The organism is Pseudarthrobacter sulfonivorans, from assembly GCF_031454915.1.
In the GTDB taxonomy this organism is placed as follows: Bacteria; Actinomycetota; Actinomycetes; order Actinomycetales; family Micrococcaceae; genus Arthrobacter; species Arthrobacter sulfonivorans_C.
On sequence record NZ_JAVDRS010000015.1, the window covers coordinates 10,531 to 32,016 of the forward strand.

Consider the following 21,486-nt stretch of genomic DNA (forward strand, 5'->3'; position numbering starts at 1 on the left):
GCAGGAATAGGCCCCGGCGCGGCCCTCACGCTGGCGTGGCGGATAAGGCTTCAAGAGCCACGGTGCGGCCGCTTTCGGCGGACTTGTACGCGGCCTCGATAATCTGTGTGACCCGCAGGGCCGTGGTGAGGTGGCCGGGGTCGACGGCTCCGGTCATGACGGCGTTCACCCACTGGTCGAAAGGATCAGCCAGCGCCGGACTGGGCTCTTGCTCGACCCATTCCCCGGCCGCGCCCTGACGCAGAAGCACCCTGCCATCGGATGGTCCGATGGCGATTGTGCCCGCCGTGCCTGTCACCTCAAGAGAGTAGGCGAAGAAGCTCGCCACCATGCTAACCTCAGCGACGCTGAAGGCACCGCCGGGGAAGTCCATTACCGCTACTGCGTTGTCCTCGATCTCACGGTCCGTCACGTAGCTCATCCGTGCAGTGACCGCATCCGGCGCACATCCGTGGATAAGCATCGCAAGGTAGATCGGGTGGGCTCCCAGATCAATCAGAGCCCCGCCACCGGTCTGCTTTTTATCGAAGAAGTGCTCGGGGATCCATGGCACCCCGACTGCTCCGTGGTGCTCGTAGCGGATGCGGCTGGCTGTGATTTTCCCGACGGCACCTTCATCAAGCAGCCGTTTCACAGTACGAATAGGAGCTTCAATCAGCCGTTGGAGCGACACCGCAAGAACGACACCGTTGTTGGCCGCCAGGTTGATGAGGGATACGGCGTCGTCGGTCCTGATTGTGAGGACTTTTTCCGTGAAGACGTGTTTGCCCGCACGGGCCGCGGCGGCGATTACATCCGGATGGTCCGAGGTCGCCGTGTCGATGATTACTCCGTCTATATCGGTACGGGCGAGGATTACGTCCAGATCATGTTCAAAATCCAGTGCATGTTCGGCCGCGAAGGCCCGGCCCGCCGCCCGTCTCTCATCCCAGACGAGGACCACTTCCGTGTGGCGATTGCGGCGTGCCGCCTCGACATGGTGAGCAGCATGCAGGTGCCAGGTGCCAAGCTGCGCCAGTCTGAGCATCACGAGGCGGATTCCTGGACCAGGGCGGGCAGAGTGATTTTCTCGGTGAGCGAGGGGGTGGCTTGGACGAGCTGTCGGGTGTATTCGTGCTCCGGTGCGGTGAACAGCTTTTCCGAAGGGCCTTGTTCGACGACGATGCCGTTTTTCATCACGATCGCGGAGTCGGTCATGTGACGGATCACCGACAGGTCGTGCGAGATGATAACCAAAGACAGGCCATGCGTAGCCCGGAGGCGCATCAAGAGGTTCAGGATCTGGGCCTGCGCGGAGATGTCGAGCGATGATGTGGGCTCGTCCGCCACGATCAAGCGGGGTTCACTGGCCAGTGCACGCGCGATTCCTACTCGCTGGCATTGGCCGCCGCTGAGCCTGGCCGGGTGCCGGTCCATCACGCCCACCGGAAGGCCAACCTCATCAAGCAACCGGCCGGCGCGGGTGAGAGCCTCCCTGGGGGAGATGTCATTCCAGCGCCGGAGGACCTCTGCGACGGCGTGCCGGGGTGTGCGCCATGGCGTAAGTGATCCATACGGGTCCTGAAAAATCATTTGGACGTTGCGGCGGAGGGGGTTCTTGCCCTTGATCTGCTTCCAGGTCTTCCCGTGGACAAGGACCTCCCCGGTGGTCGGGGCGAGGGCGCCGACTATGACGCGGCCAAGGGTTGTCTTACCGCTTCCGCTCTCTCCAACAATCCCGATTGAGGCGCCCGAGTGGATGTCCAAACTAACGGGAGCCACAGCGGGTGCGGTGGCGTGCCGGTATGTGACGCTCACGTCGTTCAGCTGCATGATCCGCTCGGCCGTGAACTCAACCTGGGCCGGCTGTTCGGGCAACCGAAGTTCACCGGTTTCCCGCTCCAGGATGGCCAGCGGGGAACCAGGCGCGGAGGTTTCCGGGCGGGCCGCGAGCAGCGCCTGGGTATAGGCGTGCTTGGGAACGGTGAGTACCTTGCGGGTGGGGCCGGACTCAATCAGTCGGCCGCCGCGCATGACGGCGACATTTTCTGAGACGAGCTTCACGACAGCAAGGTCGTGGGCGATCATCAGCAGCGTCAGTCCGGTCTGTTCCCGCAAGCTGCTGAGGAGTTTCAGGATGCCAGCCTGCACGGTCACGTCCAGTGCGGTGGTTGGTTCGTCGGCAACAATGAACTCCGGGCGTCCGGCCAGGGCCAGTGCGATCATAATGCGCTGGCGCATACCGCCGGATAGTTCGTGGGGAAATGAGCGCAGGATCTGCTCGGGCCGGGGCATTTGGACGTGGTCCAGCAGTTCCAGGGACCGCGCCGGGATATCGGCCGCCGGATCAAGATGCCTAATGGTTTCGGCGATCTGCTTCCCGATCCGCATGACCGGGTCAAGGCTTGAAAGTGAAGCCTGGGGGACCAGTGCGATGCGTCGTCCTCGAACCTGGGACCACACGGCAGGGTCGTCCTGAACGAGCTCCTGTCCACCATAGGTGACCTTGCCCGCAGTGACGACACCGCCGATGCGGCTGATCAGACCGGTGACGACCCGGGCTGTCACGGTCTTCCCGGATCCGGATTCCCCGACCAAGGCAAGGGAATCGCCCTTTGCGATGGAAAACCCTACGTCGTGCAGGACATCGCGGCCGCCGAGGTGTACCGAGAGGCCCTCAACCGAAAGCAGTGGTTGGTGGGCTGGGGGCATGGCGGTCATTTCTTGCTCCTTGCGTCAAGCAGTGAATCGGCTACGAAGCTCAGGGCGAGGCCGGTGACGGCGACCACGGCGCCGGGGAGGAGAGTGATCCACCAGGCGTTGCGGAGGAAACCTCGTCCTTCGTACATGATGCTTCCCCATTCGGCGGCTGGTGGTTGTACGCCGGCGCCCAGGAACGGGAGGGAGGACAGGATGACAACGACGAGGACAATGTCACTGACCGCGAGGGCCAGGGTGATGCGGCCTACTCCGGGGGCGATGTGCCGGAGCACGATTCTTCCGTTGGACAGGCCTGAGACGCGTGTGGCGAGGATGAAGTCCGAGTCGCGCATGGCCAGTGACTGGCCGCGTGCCATCCGCGCATATCCGGCCCACATGACGCACATCAGCGCGGCCATGGATGCGATAAGCCCGGGCGGTGCCGGTCCCCAGGAGCTATCGGTTCCGATCACAACAACCAAAGCAAGGATCAGGATAACGAGCGGGAAGGCTATGACGGCGTCCACGACGCGCATGATGAGCGCGTCAAGCCAGCGCTGCTTGGATGATCCGGCCAAGGTGCCGAGCGTTGTGCCGACCAGTAGCGAGAAGCCGGTGACGATTGCCGCGGCGACGAGGTTGACCCTGCCGCCTTCCCACGTCCGGACGAAGAGGTCGCGGCCGACGGCATCGGTTCCGAAGGGGTGGGCCAGGCTCGGTGGCTGGAATGCCTGGGCCACGAACTCGTCGGAGGCATATGGGGACAGTATTGGCACGAAGATGCAGAGGAGCACCACCAGTGCGAAAACTACGATACCCACGGTGCGGCTGGCTGATACTCCGACAACGTTGCGGAGCCAGCCCAGAGCGATCGGTTTTCGGCCCTTCCGGGAGAACGGTTGAGGGTCTTTAACGGAGAGCGTTGGGCTGTGGTTCATAGTGTCCTCGCACGGGGGTCAACGAAGGTGTAGGCGATTTCGACGAGATAGCTGCTCAGCACAACGGTGACGCCGGTGAGAAGAGCAATTCCCTGCACTACCGGATAGTCCCGACGGCCTACCGCCCGGGTCATTTCTGAGCCGATTCCGGGTATCCCGAAGACAGCTTCGACGATGATGGCGCCGGTGAGCAGGGTCCCGAAGCTGATGCCCACGAGTGTCAAGACGGGGAGAATGCTGTTGGGCAGGATGTGCCGGAAGTTGAGCACTCCTTGGGGCAGGCCACGGGCGAGTGCCGCTTCCAGATACTGCTGGCCTTTTGCATCAAGTGCTCCCTGCCGGACCGTGCGTGCGGTCGTTGTCGCCAAGTGGCTCGACAGCGCTATGCCGGGCAGCAGCAGGTAGGCAAAGTTCTCCGGCCACCTGTTGGGCCAGCCGCCGGCGGGCAGCCAGCCGAGCGTGAGGGAGAAGACGTAGATCAGGAGCAACGCGGCGAGGAAGGTCGGGACCGAGAACGAGAGCATGCCCCATGTACGAACGGCGAGGTCAACTCCCCTCCGGTTACTGATCGCGGCCAGGAGTCCCAGGGCGACTCCTATAACAACGCCGATGACGATACCGGTGAGAACGATTGACATCGTGGTGGGCAGTGCCTCGAAGATGATGTCCGCGACGCTGCGGCCCCGTTGCGCCGTGGACTCCCCGAGGTCCCCCCGGAACAGGCCGGCAATGTAACTGCCGAACTGCTCCGGGATGGACTTATCGAGGTTGAGCTCGGACCGCAGGACCTGGGCCTTCTCTTCCGTGTACTCGACGCCGAGGATCACCTTTACCGGGTCGCCGGGGATGATCCTCACGAGCAGGAATACCAGGACGACAATCGATGTGAGGGTTAGGAGTGCTTGGCCCGTCATCCTCGCGACGCGAACCCAGCCTGCTCGGAGTTTCATTCTTTCAGGCTTCCCATCTTTGCTTCGGCGCCCACGAGGGAGAAGACGCCTGCAGGAAGGGTCGTGGCCGACCCGCGCACCCAGGGTGCGAGTGTTGCGAACGGCTGGTCCTGACTGAACTGTGCCTCAATCTTCTTGACTGCTTCAAGGCGCGGTTCACCGTCGGTCTCAAAGACGGTTGCAACCAGCTTGTTCATCTCCTCGGAGTTGTACCCGGTGAACTCGGCTTTGAGGAAGCCTGTTCCCAGCAGGGCATTTGCGAGCAGCTGGTCCGGTACGTTTCCGCTCGAAGCCATGGCTCCGGGAACCAGGTCGTAGTCGCCGGCGAACAACCGGTCAATCATCGTGGCGGCGTCGAGTTTCTCGAGCTTGACATCGATGCCGACTTTACCCAGCTGGCTCTGCACCATGAGAGCGAGCTGGCCAGAGAACGGAAAGTCCTGGTCCGAGTACATCATCCGTACCGAGCAGCCGTTGGCGCAGCTTGTCTTGGCCAGGTATTCCTTGGCCGCTGTCAGGTCCTGGTCCACGGGCTTGCTGCCGTCATGACCGGGCATCGAGCTCGGCCAGAAACCCGCCTGTGGCTGGTTCTCCTCGCCCCAGATCGCCGTGACGATCGCCTTGCGGTCCAACGCGGCGTTGACGGCCTTGCGCATGTTGATGTCAGCAAACGGGCCGGACCGGTTCCACATACGAACGTCAAAGAAGCCGTAGACGTCGCTCTTGACCAGATTCACATTGGGTGCGCCCTTCAACTGGGTGACAAAGTTCGGTGCCAGATCCGCAGCAAAATCGATCTGTCCGCTCTGCAGCTGGCTGATGGCACTGTTGGCGTCTTCCACGACCGAGAGGGTGAGGTTGTCCACGACCGGCTTCGCCGCCCAGTAGTTCTCATTGGCGCTGAGTTCGAGCTTGTTGCCGGCCCAGGAAGAGGCGACCGTGTACTGGCCAGAGGTCACCGTCGGGGAGGCATAATAGCCATCAGCATTTTTGAGCAGCCCGGCAGGAACGATTCCCAAAGCGCCGGCGGCCAGCTCAGACACGAATGATGGGTACGGCTTCGCAAACGTGAAAACGACGGTAAGGGGGTCCGTCGCCACGACGCTGTCGATGCGGTCGGTCAGCCTGCTGATCGTGCTGCCCTCGATTCCCTTGTGACGGGTGAAGGTCGCCGCCACATCGCTCGCCGTCAGGGCACTGCCGTCGGAGAACTTGGCGTCCTTCCTCAGGTGCGCTGTCAGTGTGGTGAAATCGGCGTTGAACTCATGCTTCTCGGCCAGGCCGGGAGTCACTGTCCCGTCGGATTCGAGGGACATCAACGAGCCGTTGATCATCGACCAAGTGACCCGGTCCGTGGCCGAGACCGATTTAGTCGGATCGAAGCTCAGGTTGGGTGCAGGCAGTGAGACCACGGCCTTGTCAATCGGTCCGACGGCGGTAGCTGTGGGAGCAGGTGCCGTCGCCGGTGAACACGCGGAGAGCACAAATGCGGCGGCGATTGCGGCCCCCGCGAAGCGCATCGGCCTCATTCTGGATGATTTCATCAAAATTCTTCTCCTCTTGGTATGCTGCCAGCCACATCGCTGTGGCAAGGCTGCTCGCTCTGCTCTGAGTGGTACGAGTTGTGGGTGGCAGGCTCATCGGTATCCTCTGCCGAGGATGACTAGGGCTAGTGGGCGGATGCCTTGTTGTCGGAATTCCGGTAACTGACGATCTCGATCACGTTGCCCAGGAAGTCCTGAATGAAGGACCAATCCATGTCGTGACGGTCAAAGTACGACGGTTGGAACATCACGGTTACTCCGCGTGCTTCCAAGGCGGCGACGGTTGCGGCGCAGTCACTGACCCTGATGGCCAGGTGGTGGTATCCGGCCCTGCCCTGTTTCAGGTCTTCCAGTCCGGGCATGGTCACCAGTTCGAGCATAAAATCGCCGAGTTTCAAGTGCGCCCACTCCATCCCGGCATCCGGGTTGGACCAGCGGTCCTGAAGCGTGAAACCAAGGTTGTCGACATACCAATCAACGCCCTCGTCCAAGTGGGGGACCATCATGCCGACGTGTTCGACCCGCGGAGACGGGCCCATCGGGACCCGGTGGCCTGTGGTGCTGTCAGGGGTTGCATCTGCGCCGATCGACGGCACCTCGTCATTGAGCATGCTGCTGACTCTACGGCACTTGTGACGAATGTCAATCAAAAGTCGGAATATAAAAATCAGTTCTCCAGGTCTTTCGGGTACGCCTCCAACGTAAGTTGATTTATTGGCTTACAAGTTTCGCGATGCTGTGATTAGATGTGGGGATGGTTCTTATCGCTCGTAATTCCGCGCTGGGGCCGTCCGGTGTCAGTGAGCTTTTCCAACACCTCCGGGACGGCAGCCCTCGCACAAGGGCGGAGCTCGCGTCGTTAACCGGCCTGGCCCGGTCGACCGTGGCTGCCCGAATCGATGGTCTGATGACTTTGGGGCTGGTCGCTCCGGTACGGGACGGTATGTCAACCGGTGGGCGTCCACCTTCGCAGTTTGCGCTCAACCCGACCGGGCGTGTTGTCATTGCCGCCGATCTCGGAGCATCCCACTCCACTATCGCAATCACCGACCTCGCCGGCTCAATCCTCCGGGAAAGCCGCGAACAGCTGGACATAGCGCTGGGGCCCGAGCACGTCTTGTCCCACATGCGGGACTCCGCCGCACGGCTGCTGGAACTGGCGGGTCGAGATCTTGCAGACGTCATCGCAGTCGGTATCGGGCTGCCTGGGCCTGTGGAGTTCACGACAGGCCGCCCCAGCAATCCGCCGATCATGCCCGGGTGGAACGGTTTTGACGTGCCGGAGTGGGTACACCACCATTTGCACGTCCCGGTACACGTAGAAAACGATGTGAATATCATGGCGATCGGTGAACGGGCCCTGTTCTTCCCGGAGGTCGACGACGTCATCTTCGTGAAGGTAGCCACCGGAATCGGTGCCGGCATCATCTCCGGTGGGAGGTTGCAGCGCGGTGCCCAGGGAACTGCCGGGGATATCGGTCACGTGCGCGTGGAGCGTGGGGCGGGGACTGCCTGTCCTTGTGGAAATATGGGCTGCCTGGAAGCCATCGCCTCGGGGCCGGCAATAGCTGCTTCATTGCGCGGTCTCGGACTCGATGCGACCTCAGGCTCGGATGTCCTGGACCTCGTGAGGCAAGGCAACACTTTGGCGATCCAAGCGGTACGTCAAGCGGGAAGGGACATTGGCGAAGTCCTTACAACTTGCATCAGTTTCATCAATCCCTCCGTTATCGTGATCGGCGGATCGATGGCACGGGCCGGCGAACATCTTCTCGCGGGCGTCCGCGAAGTCGTCTATACCCGCTCGACGCCGCTGGCCACCGAACATCTGTCGATCGTGCAGTCACAAGCCGGGTCCAACGCGGCCGTCATCGGGGCCGCCACACTCTCGATCCAGCATGCGCTCTCACCCGAGGGCATCGACTCAATGATCGCCGCCTAGAGCGGACTTCGGCCCGGTCGCGGGCCTTAACTCAAGGAAGAGTACTGTCATGACGGAATCTAAGGTCCGCTTCGGCGTGATCGGAACTACCTGGTACGCGGAAACCCATCTGCAGAACATCCAGAGCCACCACGGTGCCGAACTCGTGGCGATCACCGGCCGAGACCGGGCCAAGGCGACTGAGGTCGCCGGGCGCTTCAGCATTCCGCACGTCTACACGGACTACCGGGACATGATTTCCGCCGGGAACATCGATGCCATCGTCATTGTGGCCCCTGATGAAATGCACTTGCCGATCACTATGGATGCGCTCGGCGCCGGGCTGCACGTCCTGTGCGAGAAACCCCTGGCGACCACCGCCGCGGCGGCCCAGGCCATGTATGAACGCGCGGAAACAACCGGGCTCAAGCACATGAGTTTTTTCGCGCTGCGTACCTCCATGCACCACCGCTACCTCAGGAGCCTGGTCGAGGACGGGTACCTGGGGCAGGTGTACTCGGCTCAGTTCAGCCTCACCCACGGATTCTTCCGCGGAGACGACTACCAGTGGCGCTTTGACGCCGTGCGCGGTACCGGAGCGCTCGGCGACCTGGGTTGCTATCTCATCGACCAGGCGCGGTGGTACGTGGGAGATATAGCGCGGGTGAGCACCAGCCTTCGCAACACCATCAGCCGGCCACACAGCGCAGGCGACGCCTACGAGCCGGCCAACGACTCGGCGATCCTCGGAGTCGAGTTCCGCAACGGTGCACATGCAACGATGTCGACCAATGTTGTGGCCCACCAGGCCGAACGCAAGCAGACCAACACAGTAGTACTGCAGGGAGAAGGCGGGACCCTCGAACTCCAGCACACCTTTGCCGGTGCGGTGCTGCGCGGGGCGAGGTCGGACGAGGATGAATTCCGGGTTCTGGAAATACCGGCAGACCTGTGGGAAGGCGTCGATCCAAGCAACCCCGGGATGGTGGGCCAGGTGCATTCGGTCGGCGACCGCGCCTTCATCGATGCCATCCTCAACAACGAACCAATCACGCCCAGCTTTTACGACGGCTGGAAAGTCCAACAGGTCATCGAAACCGCGTTCGCGGCCAATACCAGCGGCTCCTGGGAGTCAGTACCGGAGGACGAATCATGATCCGCTTGGCAATGCTCAGTTTCTGGCACCTGCATGGCAAGGACTACGCCCAGGCCGCCCAGGAACATCCCGACACAAAGATCGTCGCTGTCTGGGATGAGGACCCGGCCCGCGGACGCGAGGAGGCAGTTCGCTGGGGAGCCCGCTTCTACGATGACCTCGGTGAATTGCTCGCCAACCCGGAGATCGACGCGGTCGTTGTCGACACCCCGACCAGCGCACACAAGGACGTCATCATCGCCGCAGCCAGAGCGGGCAAACACATCTTCACCGAGAAAGTGATTGCTCCGACGCTGCAGGACACCCAGGAGATCGTTCGCGAGGTTGCAGCATCCGGAGTGACATTCATGGTCTCGATGTGGCGCTCCGACGAGGCATACACCGAAGCGATCACGAACATACTCAACCGGGGCCTCCTCGGCACGATCACCCAGCTGCGCATCCGGGACGGGCACCCACTCGGGGTGCCGACGCCGGAACATCCACGCGGTTACCTGCCCGAACAGTTTTACAACGTCAAAGAATCCCTAGGCGGCGCGCTCATTGACCTTTGTCATCCCGTCTACCTGCTCGCTCATTTTCTCGGCCGTCCGAGCAGCGTCAGCGCCGCGTTCGGTTACGTAACCCGCCGCGAGATCGAAGACAACGCGATCGTAACCTTCCACTATCCAGACGGGGCAATTGGCGTCGCCGAGACCAGCTACGTTTCCGCCTACACGCCGTTCTCGATCGAGGCTCACGGCACGAAAGGAAGCCTGCTCTACAGCGAAGACGGAATCGGGGAACTCGTTGCACGCTCGCGAAGCCCGCATCCGGAACGGGCGACTTCCCAAAACGGACCCGATGGCAAGCTGTACCTGCGCAGTGATCTGCTCGACCCGGAGTCCACCGACTGGGAACCCCAAGAGCTGCCGGCCGGACCGCATCCCAAAGCCTTCGACAAATGGGTAACCCACATTCGATCCGGCACCACCGCCCCCGAAAACGTGGCCCTGGGAATCGAGCTGAGCGCCGTCATCGAAGCTTCATACCGCTCCGCCTCAACGGGCGCCACCATGCACCTCGACTCAACACCAAGCACTGGTGAACCGACCGCTGACGATCTCGAAAAATAGGGAGTTCGCCATTGGCGTCGGGGGACTTCCCGCAACGAGATGCTGCCACCCTGTGCTTGTCTTGGTCGGCGCGGCGGAAACAGGGCAACGAAACCCAGATAAGGAGGTCACAAAGCCTGAGGTCCACGGCGACGAGCATCCCCGAAGACCTAACCCAAAACGATTGAGCCGGGTCAAGATGCAGCGGACGCGTTAGTAGACATCCTTGGCAGTGGCGGACGCGCCTAAACAGCCGTCTTTGCCCGCCGGCGTTCTGGCATCAAAGTACGCCAGCCGCCGCACGAAAGTTGCAACCACAGGGCTAGTTAATAATGGTCAATTGAAACCTTGCAAATTACCCAAGTCCCACCTCCGCCGACAATGGCGGAAACACCTGCCGGATTCCGCCCGGCCTGCATGACACAGGAGTCATTTTGAGCACTGACAGCCCCCTTTCCCCCTCCGAAGCCGCTGGCACAGCAGCTGAAGCCGGAGCCGGAGCAACGGCCCGCTTCCTGGCCGCCCGGACCGCGTCGGCAACCTCCAGCCAGGAACGTGTTGCGCAGCTGGCAGGACGCGCCATCCGTGCCCTCAACGACGTCATTCTTGAAGAAAAGGTCACCTACGACGAGTACAACGCTCTGAAGAGTTGGCTGATCACGGTTGGTGAAACCGGTGAATGGCCGCTGTTCCTTGACGTCTGGCTCGAGCACTCAATCGAAGAAGTGGCCAACGAAGACCGTCACGGCTCCAAGGGCACCATCGAAGGTCCCTACTATGTGCCGGACTCCCCGATCCAGAAAAGTCCCGCCACCTTGTCGATGCGTGATGATGAGCCCGGCACACCACTGCTTTTCCAAGGGCAGGTCACAGATGTTGAGGGTACGCCGATGGAGGGCGCCAGAGTCGAAATTTGGCAGGCAGATGATTTGGGCTTCTATTCACAATTCGCTCCGGGCCTTCCCGAGTGGAATCTTCGCGGCACTGTTATTGCCGATGACACAGGACACTTCGAAATCAACACAGTGCAGCCTGCCCCGTACCAAATCCCCACAGACGGTGCCTGTGGCCAGCTCATCAAGGCCGCAGGCTGGCACGCATGGCGCCCGGCACACCTGCACCTCAAAGTCTCTGCGCCGGGCCACCAACTGATCACCACGCAGCTCTATTTCCCAGGTGACCCCCACAATGCGGACGACATAGCGTCGGCCGTAAAGCCAGAGCTCATGCTCGACCTTGCAGACCGAAAAGACGGTCAAGGGCGCGTCACAACATATGACTTCCGCCTCGATCCGGAGGCCTGACCCTCCTCCCGGCACTGACGCCGAACTGTCAGGCCTGCAGGTGTTTGCCGTCCGCGCAGCGTTGCCGCGACCCGACCTGCAGCAACGTTCGGCTTCAGGCCACCGGAAGGCTCCAGCCGATCATATTGTCGTGTGATAGCAAACAGTCCAGCCGCAGGCCATGACAAAAGGAAGTGGTCCCAGCCATTCTGGCTGGGACCACTTCCTCACGAACGAGTGCAATCGAGTACGTGTCAGGCGAGGCCTCCAAGGATGCGGTTCTGGCTGCGTCCGAAGGCCAGGGCATCGATGGAAAAGCGGCCTGCGCCGGCCAGGGCGAGTGCGGCTGCACCGGCGGCGAGCACAAGCACCAGCTCGTATCCGCCTTTGTCCGCGAAGAGGCCAGCGGGGGCGTGTACCAGGAAGAGGGCGCCGAGCATGTCCAGCGCCAGGAGGGCGGCGACCGGACGGACCAAAACACCGAGGATGATTGCGGCACCGCCGAACAACTCGAGGAAGCCGATTGCAGGAGCCACCAGCTGGGCTGCTGGAACTCCCATTTGGGCGAAGGCCGCCTGAGTGCCGGGAATGGTGTACTCGAAGATCTTCTGCCAGCCGTGGGCGAAGAACACAACGCCCAGGGCAAAGCGCAGGACGGTGCGTGCGATGGTGGACTGGGTGGCGGGAGTGAAGGCCTGGGAAGTCATCTAATCATTCCTTTTCTGTATTTGGCTGTAGTTGAAGGGAGCAGGGTGCCCACCATTCGGTTAGTTGTATCTTCAAGTAACAGCTTACGACGAATTAGTTGTTGCGTCAATCAATTTAGTGATTCTTCTCTGGGGATGGGCGCTATTGATGGCTGAGCCCGCGTCAATCAGGCCTAACGGAGTGGCAGGCGGGGGCTCATGCAGTCGGGCCGTGGCGGTGATACAGGGCCGTCATGGCCGCACTAGGGTCCAGTTGCGCCAGGAGCGCATCGGTAATCCCGCTGAGCTGGCCGAGCTGTTCGGGAGTGAGGGCGTCGATAACGTGTCGGGTGCGGTCTGCTGGTCTTGCGCCATCCCCCCTCGGCCAGGCGGGCGTTGGTGGCGCGCCTGTCCTCGGGGCCTCCACCTTCGACGGTCTCGCCGTGCCCGCCGGCAGCTCAGCCGCTGAAGAGCTGCAGAAAGCCACCGGCGCGAAGGTCGTCAAGGCATTCAACACCACCTTCGCAGCCACGCTGGGAGAAGGCGCCGTAGCGGGGCAAACCCTGGACGTCCTGATCGCCGGCGATGACGAAGCCGCAACCCAGGCCGTTGTCGACTTTGCCGCCGCAGCCGGACTCAACCCCGTCGTCGTAGGACCCCAGCGCCGCGCCCAGCAGCTCGAACAAACCGGCTTCCTCCACATCCTGCTCTCTGCCAACGACCAGCTCCCCGCATACCAGTGGAACTCCGCCCTGAAGGTAGTACCGGCAGCATAAACAGGCACAAGCAGCACCGCCAGCGCCGCGCCCCCGCACCTGTGGGCGCGGCGCTGCCGTTGGGCTTGCAGCCGCTTTGCCGCCGGGTTCCCGGGTCCCCCTCGACCTTGGCCGGCAAAACGTTCTACACGAGGGTTTCGGAATGGAACGTGCCGCCCGCTAACCGTGTGCGAACGCCGCGGCTCGCAGGTCGTGGGAGAAAGGGCGGCGCTGCGGAGGACGCTGAAGAGTTCAATACAATATGGTCGAAGATGACCAGGGCGTTGACCCACCCGGAGGCTCCGGTTCCTCCCTAATACGACAGGCGGCCCTGTCATGGCTGTGGACTATTAGTGGAGCCCGGAGCCCGGAGCCCGGAGCGCAAGCATCCAGCGGCGCTGGACGATTGCACCAATGTCTTGTCCTCACCTCGTCGCAAACTCGGACGATTTGCGTATCGACGCTACCCGCGCTGCCGCTCGTGCCGTGGTTGACCCCGACCCACCGGCACGGGGCTTTCGTCTGGCCCTGGGTGCACCCCATGGCGCCCGCCGAAGTCGTTCGCGATGTCCCTCCATTGGTGGTCGGTGAGGCGCCTTCTTCGGTGCGGAGGCTCAGCGAGCAGTGACAGCATCATCTTTGTCGAGGGCTCCGTCGTCGTACCAAGCTATGATCGCCCCGTTCCCGGCACCCAAGTGCGGATCTAGGTGCGAGTTCGTCCACCTGAATTGCTCATGTGGAAGAGCAAAGTTAGGACTCCGCTGCCTAGTCGAGGGATCGCGACCGTCGCCTTCAGTCCGGTGACGGGAGTCAGGGAGCGAGTCGGTCTGGTCTCAGCAGATTTGGCCACGGTCTTCGTCCACCAGACGTGCCACATGCAGGGTGAGATACGTGACCTCGTCCTCGGTGAGCGGTTCGCCGAGCCTGAGTTCCAGGACGGCCTGGAGCTTGAGGGCCGTGGCATAGGCGTCCGGATAGGAATCCCGGATGGCGATGCGCAGCTTGTTGGCTCCTTCCTCCAGCTGCTTGCCGGAGCCTGCCCGCACGAAGAAGTAGCGCAGATGAGTGATGAACCGGGCTGCGTTGACGGTGTCCCGGTCGAATGGGCATCCGGAAGCCTGTTCAAGAACCTCGAATAGCTGGGTGAACACGCCCGTCATTTGGTAGGTGAACGACAGATCGCCGGTCGCGAAGCCGGCGTTGACAAGGTGCAGCGCGATGGCCACTGCCTCATCGTCAGCCAGCGGTGCCTCGAGTGAAGCGTTTACGTGTTTGAGGATCAGTCGTGCTGCCCGCAGCTCTGCGGGATAGAGATGGGAAACCTCGGCGCGGAGCGGGTAATCGAAGGCGATACCCTGGCGAAGCCGCTTAATGGCGAAGCTGAGGTGGTCCGCGAGGGCCACGGACAGGACAGAGCTGTTCGGAATGGGTAGTTCGGCGCGCCCGGCCTCAAGTGCCTGCTCGGCCAACAAGAGGTGTTCCGGCGGGATGGCGGCCACCATGGCGCCGAGATTGTCGGGGTCGCGGCCGTCTTCGGGAACGAACGTGCGCAGCACCTTCGCCGGGTCCACCTTCTGACCAGGTTTCGCCTGGAAACCCAGCCCCCGGCCGGTGAGGATCACCTCACGGCCCGCGGCCCCGCGCGCCAGGACCACGTTGTTGTTAAAGACGCGCAGGACTTCCACGTCGTTGTTTCTCCTGCCTTGGTGGGTGGACGGGCGGGGCCCAAGAGGGCCCCGCCACAATAGCGTCAGCGCAGCGCTGCGCCGTTGCTCGAGATGACTTCCTGGTACCAGCCGAAGGACTTCTTGCGGTACCGGTTGAGCGTACCGGAACCGTCGTCGTCGCGGTCCACGTAGATGAAGCCGTAGCGTTTGCTCAGCTGCGCTGTGGAGGCACTGACCACGTCGATGCAGCCCCAGGCGGTGTAGCCGAGGACCTCAACGCCGTCCGCAATTGCCTCGCGCACCTGCACCAGATGGTCATTCAGGTAGTCGATCCTGTAGTCGTCTTCCACGGTCAGTCCGCCGTCGGCTTCCACGAGGACGTCCTTGGCGCCGATGCCGTTTTCCACCACGAACAGCGGCTTCTGCCAGCGTTCCCAGTAGTCGTTCATCACCACGCGGAGGCCCTGCGGGTCAATCTGCCAGCCCCACTCGGAGGCCTCGAGCGTGGGATTGGGGACGCCGCCCATGATGTTGCCGGGCCCCTTCTCCACGTCCGGGTCCGCTGATTCGCAGATGCTCATGTAGTAGCTGAAGGAGACGAAGTCCACGGTGTTCTTGAGGTCTTCGCGGTCCTGGTCCGTGATGTCCAAGTCAATGCCGTTGTCGCGGAAATACCGCAGCAGGTATCCCGGGTAGGCGCCGCGGCAGTGGATATCGCCGAAGGCGTAGCTGGCATGCGCTGTGTCCATGGTCCTGACCACATCGTCCGGGGACGGGGTGAGCGGGTAGACCGGCAGGGCCAGGATCATGCAGCCCACCTTCGCCGCCGGCATGATCTCCCGGGCCAGGCGCGTCGCCCGTGCGGAGGCGACCAGTTCATGGTGGATGGCCTGGTACAGGTCCGTGTCGGTCAGTTCGGCGCGCGGGCTGGGGATGCCGCCGGACATGAACGGCTCGTGCAGGACCGAGTTGATCTCGTTGAAGGTCAGCCAGTACTTGACGCGGTTGCCGAAGCGTTCGAAGAGCACGCGGCAGTAGCGCTCGTAGAATCCGATCAGCTGCCGGTTGGTCCAGCCGCCGTAGCCGCGCGCCAGGTTCAGCGGCGTCTCGTAGTGGCTGATGGTTACCATCGGTTCGATGCCGTGTTTCTCCAGCTCGTCGAGGACCCGGCCGTAGAAGGCCAGGCCTTCCTCGTTGGGCTGTGCGTCGTCGCCGTTGGGGAAGATCCGGCTCCACGCGATGGAGAACCGGTAGACCTTGAAGCCCATTTCGGCGAAGAGTGCAATGTCCTCCGCGTAGCGGTTGTAGAAGTCGATGGCGGTTTGCTTCAGGTTGTCCGGGGTGGGGCCCTCGGTGGGCTGCTCGGTGATGCCCCGCGGCATCACATCCTGGATGGACAAGCCTTTGCCGCCTTCGGCGTAGGCGCCTTCAACCTGGTTGGCCGCGGTGGCACCGCCCCAGAGGAAGCCCTGGGGAAACGGTCCGGTGGCCGGTGTGGTAGCTGCGTGCGTCATGCTGCGCTGTCCTTTCGTTGCGGGAAATCTAGAGTTCGACGTCGAGTGCCGGGGCGCCGCGCGTCAGGCGCGTTTCGCCCAACGGCACGACGGCGGTCAGGTTGCGGGTGTTGGTGACCACCATGAGCGTTGTGGCGTCGTAGCCGGCCGCCTGGATCCTGGCACGGTCAATAGTGGCAAGGAGGTCGCCGGCTTCAATGCGCTGGCCGCGGGTCACCGCGGCTTCGAAGCCCTCGCCCTTCATCTGGACGGTGTCGATGCCGATGTGCACCAGGACTTCCACCCCTTCGTCGGTCTTGATGCCGTAGGCATGCCCTGTCTTCATGACCGCGTGGACCGTGCCTGAGACGGGGGAGTGGACGGCGTCTTCCTCGGGAACGATGCCCACGCCGGCACCCATGGCACCGGAGGAGAAGACCTTGTCCGGCACATCTGCCAGGGCGATCACCGGGCCAGAGACGGGGGCGAGCACCTTCACGCTGGTAGCGCGCTGGCCGGCTGGTGCGCCCGTCGTCGTGTCTGCTGCGGCCGGAACCGGAACGGTTTCCGCGTCGGCAGCGGGGCTGGCAACGGCGTCGTCCTTCACAGCGTCAGCCGTTTCGCGGGGACCGAAGATGAACGTCAGGACGAAAGCGATGAGGATGGCAACTGCCGTGCCGATCAGGAGCAGCACGAAGTTGCCTACGGCGGTGAAAGCCGGGAGGGCAAGGAGTGATGCGAAGACGAAGGCGTTGGATGCGCTGCCGCCCATGGCGGCGATGGCGCCGCCCACGGCGCCACCGGCGATGCCGAAGTAGAACGGCTTCTTCAGCGGCAGGTTTACACCGTAGATGCCGGGCTCGGTGACACCGGCCAGGAACCCGGAGATCGCAGCGGGAGCGGCTACACCGCGCCTGGCGGCGCTGCGGGTACGCAGGGCCACGGCCACCATGGCGGCGGCCTGGGCCAGGACAGCGGGAACCAGCGGCGCCATCAGGAGTGAGTAGCCGATGGTTGCGAGGTCGTTCGTCATGATCGGAACGAAGCCCCAGTGCAGGCCGAAGAGAACAAAGACCTGCCAGAACGCACCCATAAGGGCGCCGGCCAGCCAGGGTGCGAAGCCGAAGATCGCGGTGATACCGGCGGAGACGCCCTGCGAGAGCAGGGTGGTGGCCGGGCCAACCGTCAGGAGGGTCAGCGGAACCATGATGGCAACGGTGAGCAGCGGGGTGAGGAAGTTCCGGACGGCGGACGGCAGGAATTTCAGGAGGAAACGCTCCAGGTATCCCTGCAGCCAGACGGCCACGATGATGGGGATCACTGAACTGGTGTAGTTCATCATGACAAGCGGGATACCGGCGAAGTCCACGGGCTGCCCGGCGGTGCCGAGGGCCACGATGCTTGGGTAGACCAGTGCACCGGCGATGGCCATGGACGTGAACTGGTTGACCTTGAAGCGTCGCGCTGCCGTTACTGCCAGGAAGAGGGGCAGGAAGTAGAAGAGGGCATCCGCGGCAGCGGAGAGGATCACGTACGTGTTGTTGGTCGGCGCCACCCAGCCGAACGTGCCGGCCATGCTGAGGAACGCCTTGAGCAGGCCGGAGCCGGCCAGCGGCCACAGGATGGGGGAGAAGATGGCGGACACCATCTCGATGAAACGGTTGAACAGGTTGCCCTGGGTCGGCGCATCATCGCTGCCGTCCTCGTTGCCGAAGCGGCTGATCTTGCCGAGCCCGGCAAACACCAGCGGGACGTCGTTGCCGATGACCACCTGGTACTGGCCGCCGGCCTGCATCACGGCGATGACGCCGGGCAGTTTCTCGACGGCCGCGGTGTCGGCTTTTGCGTCGTCCCGCAGCCGGAGCCGGAGCCGCGTTGCGCAGTGGGTGGCCCCCACCAGGTTCTTTTCGCCGCCGACACCCTCGAGGATGTCTGCGGCCAACGTTGTGTAGTCCACGGAAGCCATGGCAGGCCTTTCTGTCCATTCCGTCTTTCGGGCATAAAAAAAGACCCAAGCCGCACGTTTCCGTACGTCTCAGGTCTTGCCTCGTGTCCGAGTAACAATCCTTCAGGCTGCATCGCCTGCTTGGAATAAGCTATCCCATGATGTGGGTCACAGGCAAATCGCTCAAGAATTACACAGGGGGTGTGGCTCAGATGAGGCCCAGTTCAGCGAACGCGCCAACCAGTCCCTCCCTGTGCGGCGGCGCGGCCGTTCGGTCAGCCAAGGCAAGGAGTTCCGGGGAGGAACCCTCGATGGCAATGCCCACACCCGCGAACGCGATCATTTCCAAGTCGTTCTGGCCGTCGCCAATCGCAACGGTGTCTTCGCGTTCGATGCCGAAGTGGGCTATGACGGCCGCGACGCCGTCGGCCTTGCTGATGCCGCGCTGGAACAGCTCGCCCGCGTGTCGCCCCTCATTGGCAATTGAGTTCGCGACGACGGCGATGTCCGGACCGATTTCTTCAGCGATCCGCTGCACGGGGACGGGAGCCTCGAAGACGGAGACTTTGGCGAACGCGGCCGCTGCACGGTTTGGTGTCACGCGCACGGATCCGAGGATCGCCGAGGCGCCCTTCGGCTGGCCGTCCGGCGCGCGCCGGAAGTGCTCTTCGATGATGGCGCGAAGCCGTGCTTCGGCCTCCGGAGCCATATGGAGTGAATCCTGGGCTTCAAGAATGTAAACGGCATCGTGGGCGTCCAGCGCAGCCACTGTCCTGGCAGCGAGGTCAGCGGGGAACCTGCGGTCCACCAGCACTTCACCATCCACCTCTACATAAGCTCCGGCACTTGCCACCACGCCGTCAAAGCCGGCCCCGCGAATGGTCTCCGGCAGCATGGACACCGGACGTCCGGTGCACAGCAGGACCTTGTGTCCTGCCGCCCGCGCAGCACGGACCGCCTGCACATGGCCCTCAGGAACAATTCCGTAGTCTGCGTAGGTGCCGTCCACATCGAGGAAGACGGCGCGGATGGTTGCTGTGGGGGTGCTTGGCGTGGAGCTCATGATCCGGGATTCTACAGGTGCGGAGAGGACGAGCTGGAGTCCGGGCAGCCGTAGGCCGGAGCCGCCGGCGGATTTGACGCACGTCTGCACATTTCTGCACACTGGGACCGGATATGTAACTGGTCTCCCAGGCAGGATCCGATCGTCGAGCCCTCTTGTGCTTTCCCAGGGCCGGGGCTCGGGTCCTTTTTTGTTGGACCGGAACCGAACACCAAAGGAGCCCTGAATGCCTGAACGTACCGCCACCATCGCCAGCCGCGTCGGCCTGCACGCCCGCCCCGCCGCCATCTTCGCTGAAGCCGCCGGTGAACTGAGATGTGAGGTCACCATCGCCCATGCGGGCGAACCGGCCGACGAGGCCATGGACGCTGCCAGCATCCTGTCTCTCATGAGCCTGGGCGCCTCCCACGGGGATGTGGTAGTCCTCCGAGCAGAAGGTGAGGGCGCCGACCAGGCTTTGGAGACGCTCGTGAAGATCCTCGAAACCGACCACGACGCGAAGTAAGCGCCCCACCGCGAGTACCCTCGCCACTCCTTTTGTGTGGGTGGCGGCTAGCCGTGGGAAGGAGCGCGGAAGTTCCCTTGTGCCCCTGCCGGGAAGCCTCATGCCGGGGCAGCAGGTAGCTGTACGAAATCCTGTGCCGTCCCCTTGTAGCTGCCTGTGAACACCACGCACTGAAGAAGCGCTCAGGCTGGGCTCGCTGACGAGGCCACGCCGCCTGGATTCTCCTGCATCGGGTATTGGAGCTCGCCGGTGTACTCGCGGGCCGCGCCGCGATCAGTGGCTGCCATCAAGGAATTCTTTGCGGGCGAGAGACTGGATATCGACTCCGCATTGGAGGCCGAGCGGAAGACCCAGCGGGAGCTTTACTTTTCGAACGATTCGCCGAAGGCAAGGCCGCCTTCTTCGCCCCGACGCAATCCCCGGTTCACGGGGACATAACAAGTCGTAGCAACCGGGATCGCGGGGGAGTGAAACGTGATGGCCGGGCAGAGCACTGGGCCTATCTTGGGCAGCATAGCTAGTGAAAGACCCGCGGTAGTGTAACTGCGGAGCCTGCTGTGCGCGTAGCCCACCGAAGAAATTGAGACCGCCCGAAGCCCCAGCAAGCGAAACCAATACGTGGATTGAGATTGCCGACAACGACGAGCTTCGTTCATTGTTCTCTTTCCTTGCCGCTCGTCCTGTATATGGACGTCAGGGTGACCGCACTGGCGAAACACGCACCCGCCGTCGTAGCGCCAGCCAGGTAACTGATACCGAAAACCTTCCAATGCTTCTGAAATAGGTATTTCTGTTAATCGAATAGGAAGCCTAGCTTTGAATACGCTGCCATAAGGGGGCTCTGCCCCAACGGGCAGTCCACGACACTACGACGGAATTTTCACGACAAAGGAGTCACCGTGACAACGGAATCCCAGGCAACTGCAGCCGCCTCTGGTGCGGGTGCAACAGCCCGATTCAGAGAAGACAAGCACGTCTCTGCCGCCACAAGCCAGGAGCGCGTTAGCGCCCTTGCTGGCAGGATCATCAAGGCCATCAACGACACTGTGATCGACGAAAAAGTCACCTATGACGAATACAACGCGCTGAAGTCGTGGCTGATAAGAGTTGGCGAGGATGGGGAGTGGCCGCTGTTCCTCGATGTCTGGGTTGAGCACTCCGTAGAAGAAGTAGCCAATGCCAACCGACACGGCTCTAAGGGAACCATTGAAGGCCCTTATTACATTCCAAACGCGCCATCCCAGAACACGCCAGCAACGCTGCCGATGCGTGATGACGAGCCGGGCACGCCGCTACTGTTCCAAGGCCAGGTTAAGAACGTTGCTGGGGAGCCCCTGCCGGGAGCGTTGATTGAGCTTTGGCACGCAGATGACCTTGGTTTCTACTCCCAGTTCGCCCCTGGCCTGCCGGAATGGAATCTTCGCGGCTCCGTCAATGCCGACGATGAGGGCAAGTTCCAGGTCAACACCATTCAGCCGGCCCCGTACCAGATTCCGACCGACGGCGCCTGCGGGGCGCTCATCGCCGCTTCCGGCTGGCACGCCTGGCGGCCGGCCCACCTGCACCTGAAGGTCTCCGCGCCCGGGCACCAGCTCATCACTACCCAGTTGTACTTCCAGGGCGATGAGCACGTTGCAGACGACATTGCTTCGGCCGTCAAACCGGAGCTGGTCCTCGCTCCTACAGACCGCGGGGCCGGAAATGGACGTGAAGTCACGTACGACTTCATCCTCGATCCTGAAGATTGACCCAACGGTTCCAGCCGAAAATGGCCCCTTTAGCCACTAAGCCGTGGGTGGCGGCATCG

At 62.6% G+C, this 21,486-nt stretch carries 18 protein-coding genes; 7 read left to right on the top strand and 11 right to left on the bottom strand.

What is annotated here, in order from left to right:
• Positions 1-25 precede the first annotated feature (25 nt).
• From J2808_RS21560 to J2808_RS21585, 6 genes are all read right to left on the bottom strand, one after another.
• Positions 26-1,027: a Gfo/Idh/MocA family protein gene (locus J2808_RS21560; RefSeq protein ID WP_309820852.1), complete on the bottom strand. Its 1,002-nt coding sequence runs from the start codon at positions 1,025-1,027 to the stop codon at positions 26-28.
• Complete coding sequence (locus J2808_RS21565) at positions 1,027-2,700, bottom strand: ABC transporter ATP-binding protein (protein WP_309820793.1); 1,674 nt, start codon at positions 2,698-2,700, stop codon at positions 1,027-1,029. Before J2808_RS21565 ends, J2808_RS21560 begins: the two co-directional genes overlap by 1 nt.
• Positions 2,697-3,617, bottom strand: a complete 921-nt coding sequence (locus tag J2808_RS21570; protein WP_309820796.1) for an ABC transporter permease — start codon at positions 3,615-3,617, stop codon at positions 2,697-2,699. Before J2808_RS21570 ends, J2808_RS21565 begins: the two co-directional genes overlap by 4 nt.
• Positions 3,614-4,567, bottom strand: coding sequence for an ABC transporter permease (locus J2808_RS21575; RefSeq protein WP_309820798.1), 954 nt, complete (start codon positions 4,565-4,567; stop codon positions 3,614-3,616). Before J2808_RS21575 ends, J2808_RS21570 begins: the two co-directional genes overlap by 4 nt.
• The gene (locus tag J2808_RS21580; protein ID WP_309820799.1) at positions 4,564-6,111 is read right to left on the bottom strand and encodes an ABC transporter substrate-binding protein; all 1,548 of its coding nucleotides are present in this window, start codon (positions 6,109-6,111) and stop codon (positions 4,564-4,566) included. Before J2808_RS21580 ends, J2808_RS21575 begins: the two co-directional genes overlap by 4 nt.
• Before the next feature lie 125 nt (positions 6,112-6,236).
• A complete protein-coding gene (locus J2808_RS21585) occupies positions 6,237-6,722 on the bottom strand; it encodes a VOC family protein (RefSeq protein ID WP_309820801.1) in 486 nt (161 codons plus the stop codon).
• Between the two features lie 143 nt (positions 6,723-6,865).
• Between J2808_RS21585 and J2808_RS21590 the strand changes: the two genes are divergently transcribed.
• From J2808_RS21590 to catA (J2808_RS21605), 4 genes are all read left to right on the top strand, one after another.
• On the top strand, positions 6,866-8,053 hold the full coding sequence (locus tag J2808_RS21590) for an ROK family transcriptional regulator (protein ID WP_309820803.1): 1,188 nt from the start codon (positions 6,866-6,868) through the stop codon (positions 8,051-8,053).
• A 49-nt stretch (positions 8,054-8,102) separates the two neighbouring features.
• Positions 8,103-9,188 (top strand): Gfo/Idh/MocA family protein, encoded by a 1,086-nt coding sequence (locus tag J2808_RS21595; RefSeq protein ID WP_309820805.1) that lies wholly within the window; start codon positions 8,103-8,105, stop codon positions 9,186-9,188.
• Positions 9,185-10,303 carry a Gfo/Idh/MocA family protein gene (locus J2808_RS21600; protein ID WP_309820807.1) on the top strand — a complete coding sequence of 373 codons (1,119 nt, stop codon included), beginning with the start codon at positions 9,185-9,187 and terminating at the stop codon, positions 10,301-10,303. The genes J2808_RS21595 and J2808_RS21600 overlap by 4 nt, the downstream gene beginning before the upstream one ends.
• Before the next feature lie 413 nt (positions 10,304-10,716).
• Positions 10,717-11,586 carry a catechol 1,2-dioxygenase gene (gene catA, locus J2808_RS21605; protein WP_309820810.1) on the top strand — a complete coding sequence of 290 codons (870 nt, stop codon included), beginning with the start codon at positions 10,717-10,719 and terminating at the stop codon, positions 11,584-11,586.
• 233 nt (positions 11,587-11,819) lie between these two features.
• Here the strand turns inward: catA (J2808_RS21605) and J2808_RS21610 are convergent, their stop codons facing one another.
• Entirely contained in the window at positions 11,820-12,272 is a 453-nt protein-coding gene (locus tag J2808_RS21610) for a DoxX family protein (RefSeq protein WP_309820811.1), read from the bottom strand.
• Positions 12,273-12,601: 329 nt separating this feature from the next.
• Here J2808_RS21610 and J2808_RS21615 point away from each other — a divergent pair, with 329 nt between their 5' ends.
• Complete coding sequence (locus J2808_RS21615; RefSeq protein ID WP_309820813.1) at positions 12,602-13,027, top strand: NAD(P)-binding domain-containing protein; 426 nt, start codon at positions 12,602-12,604, stop codon at positions 13,025-13,027.
• A gap of 812 nt (positions 13,028-13,839) precedes the next feature.
• Here the strand turns inward: J2808_RS21615 and J2808_RS21620 are convergent.
• From J2808_RS21620 to J2808_RS21635, 4 genes are all read right to left on the bottom strand, one after another.
• On the bottom strand, positions 13,840-14,691 hold the full coding sequence (locus J2808_RS21620) for a PRD domain-containing protein (protein WP_309820815.1): 852 nt from the start codon (positions 14,689-14,691) through the stop codon (positions 13,840-13,842).
• 65 nt (positions 14,692-14,756) lie between these two features.
• Positions 14,757-16,187 carry a glycoside hydrolase family 1 protein gene (locus tag J2808_RS21625; protein WP_309820817.1) on the bottom strand — a complete coding sequence of 477 codons (1,431 nt, stop codon included), beginning with the start codon at positions 16,185-16,187 and terminating at the stop codon, positions 14,757-14,759.
• 28 nt (positions 16,188-16,215) lie between these two features.
• Positions 16,216-18,132, bottom strand: a complete 1,917-nt coding sequence (locus tag J2808_RS21630) for a beta-glucoside-specific PTS transporter subunit IIABC (RefSeq protein WP_309820819.1) — start codon at positions 18,130-18,132, stop codon at positions 16,216-16,218.
• Positions 18,133-18,319: 187 nt separating this feature from the next.
• Positions 18,320-19,174, bottom strand: a complete 855-nt coding sequence (locus J2808_RS21635) for an HAD family hydrolase (protein WP_309820820.1) — start codon at positions 19,172-19,174, stop codon at positions 18,320-18,322.
• A gap of 226 nt (positions 19,175-19,400) precedes the next feature.
• Here J2808_RS21635 and J2808_RS21640 point away from each other — a divergent pair, with 226 nt between their 5' ends.
• A complete protein-coding gene (locus J2808_RS21640) occupies positions 19,401-19,679 on the top strand; it encodes an HPr family phosphocarrier protein (protein ID WP_309820822.1) in 279 nt (92 codons plus the stop codon).
• 899 nt (positions 19,680-20,578) lie between these two features.
• Complete coding sequence (catA, locus tag J2808_RS21645; protein ID WP_309820825.1) at positions 20,579-21,427, top strand: catechol 1,2-dioxygenase; 849 nt, start codon at positions 20,579-20,581, stop codon at positions 21,425-21,427.
• The last annotated feature ends 59 nt before the right edge of the window (positions 21,428-21,486 follow it).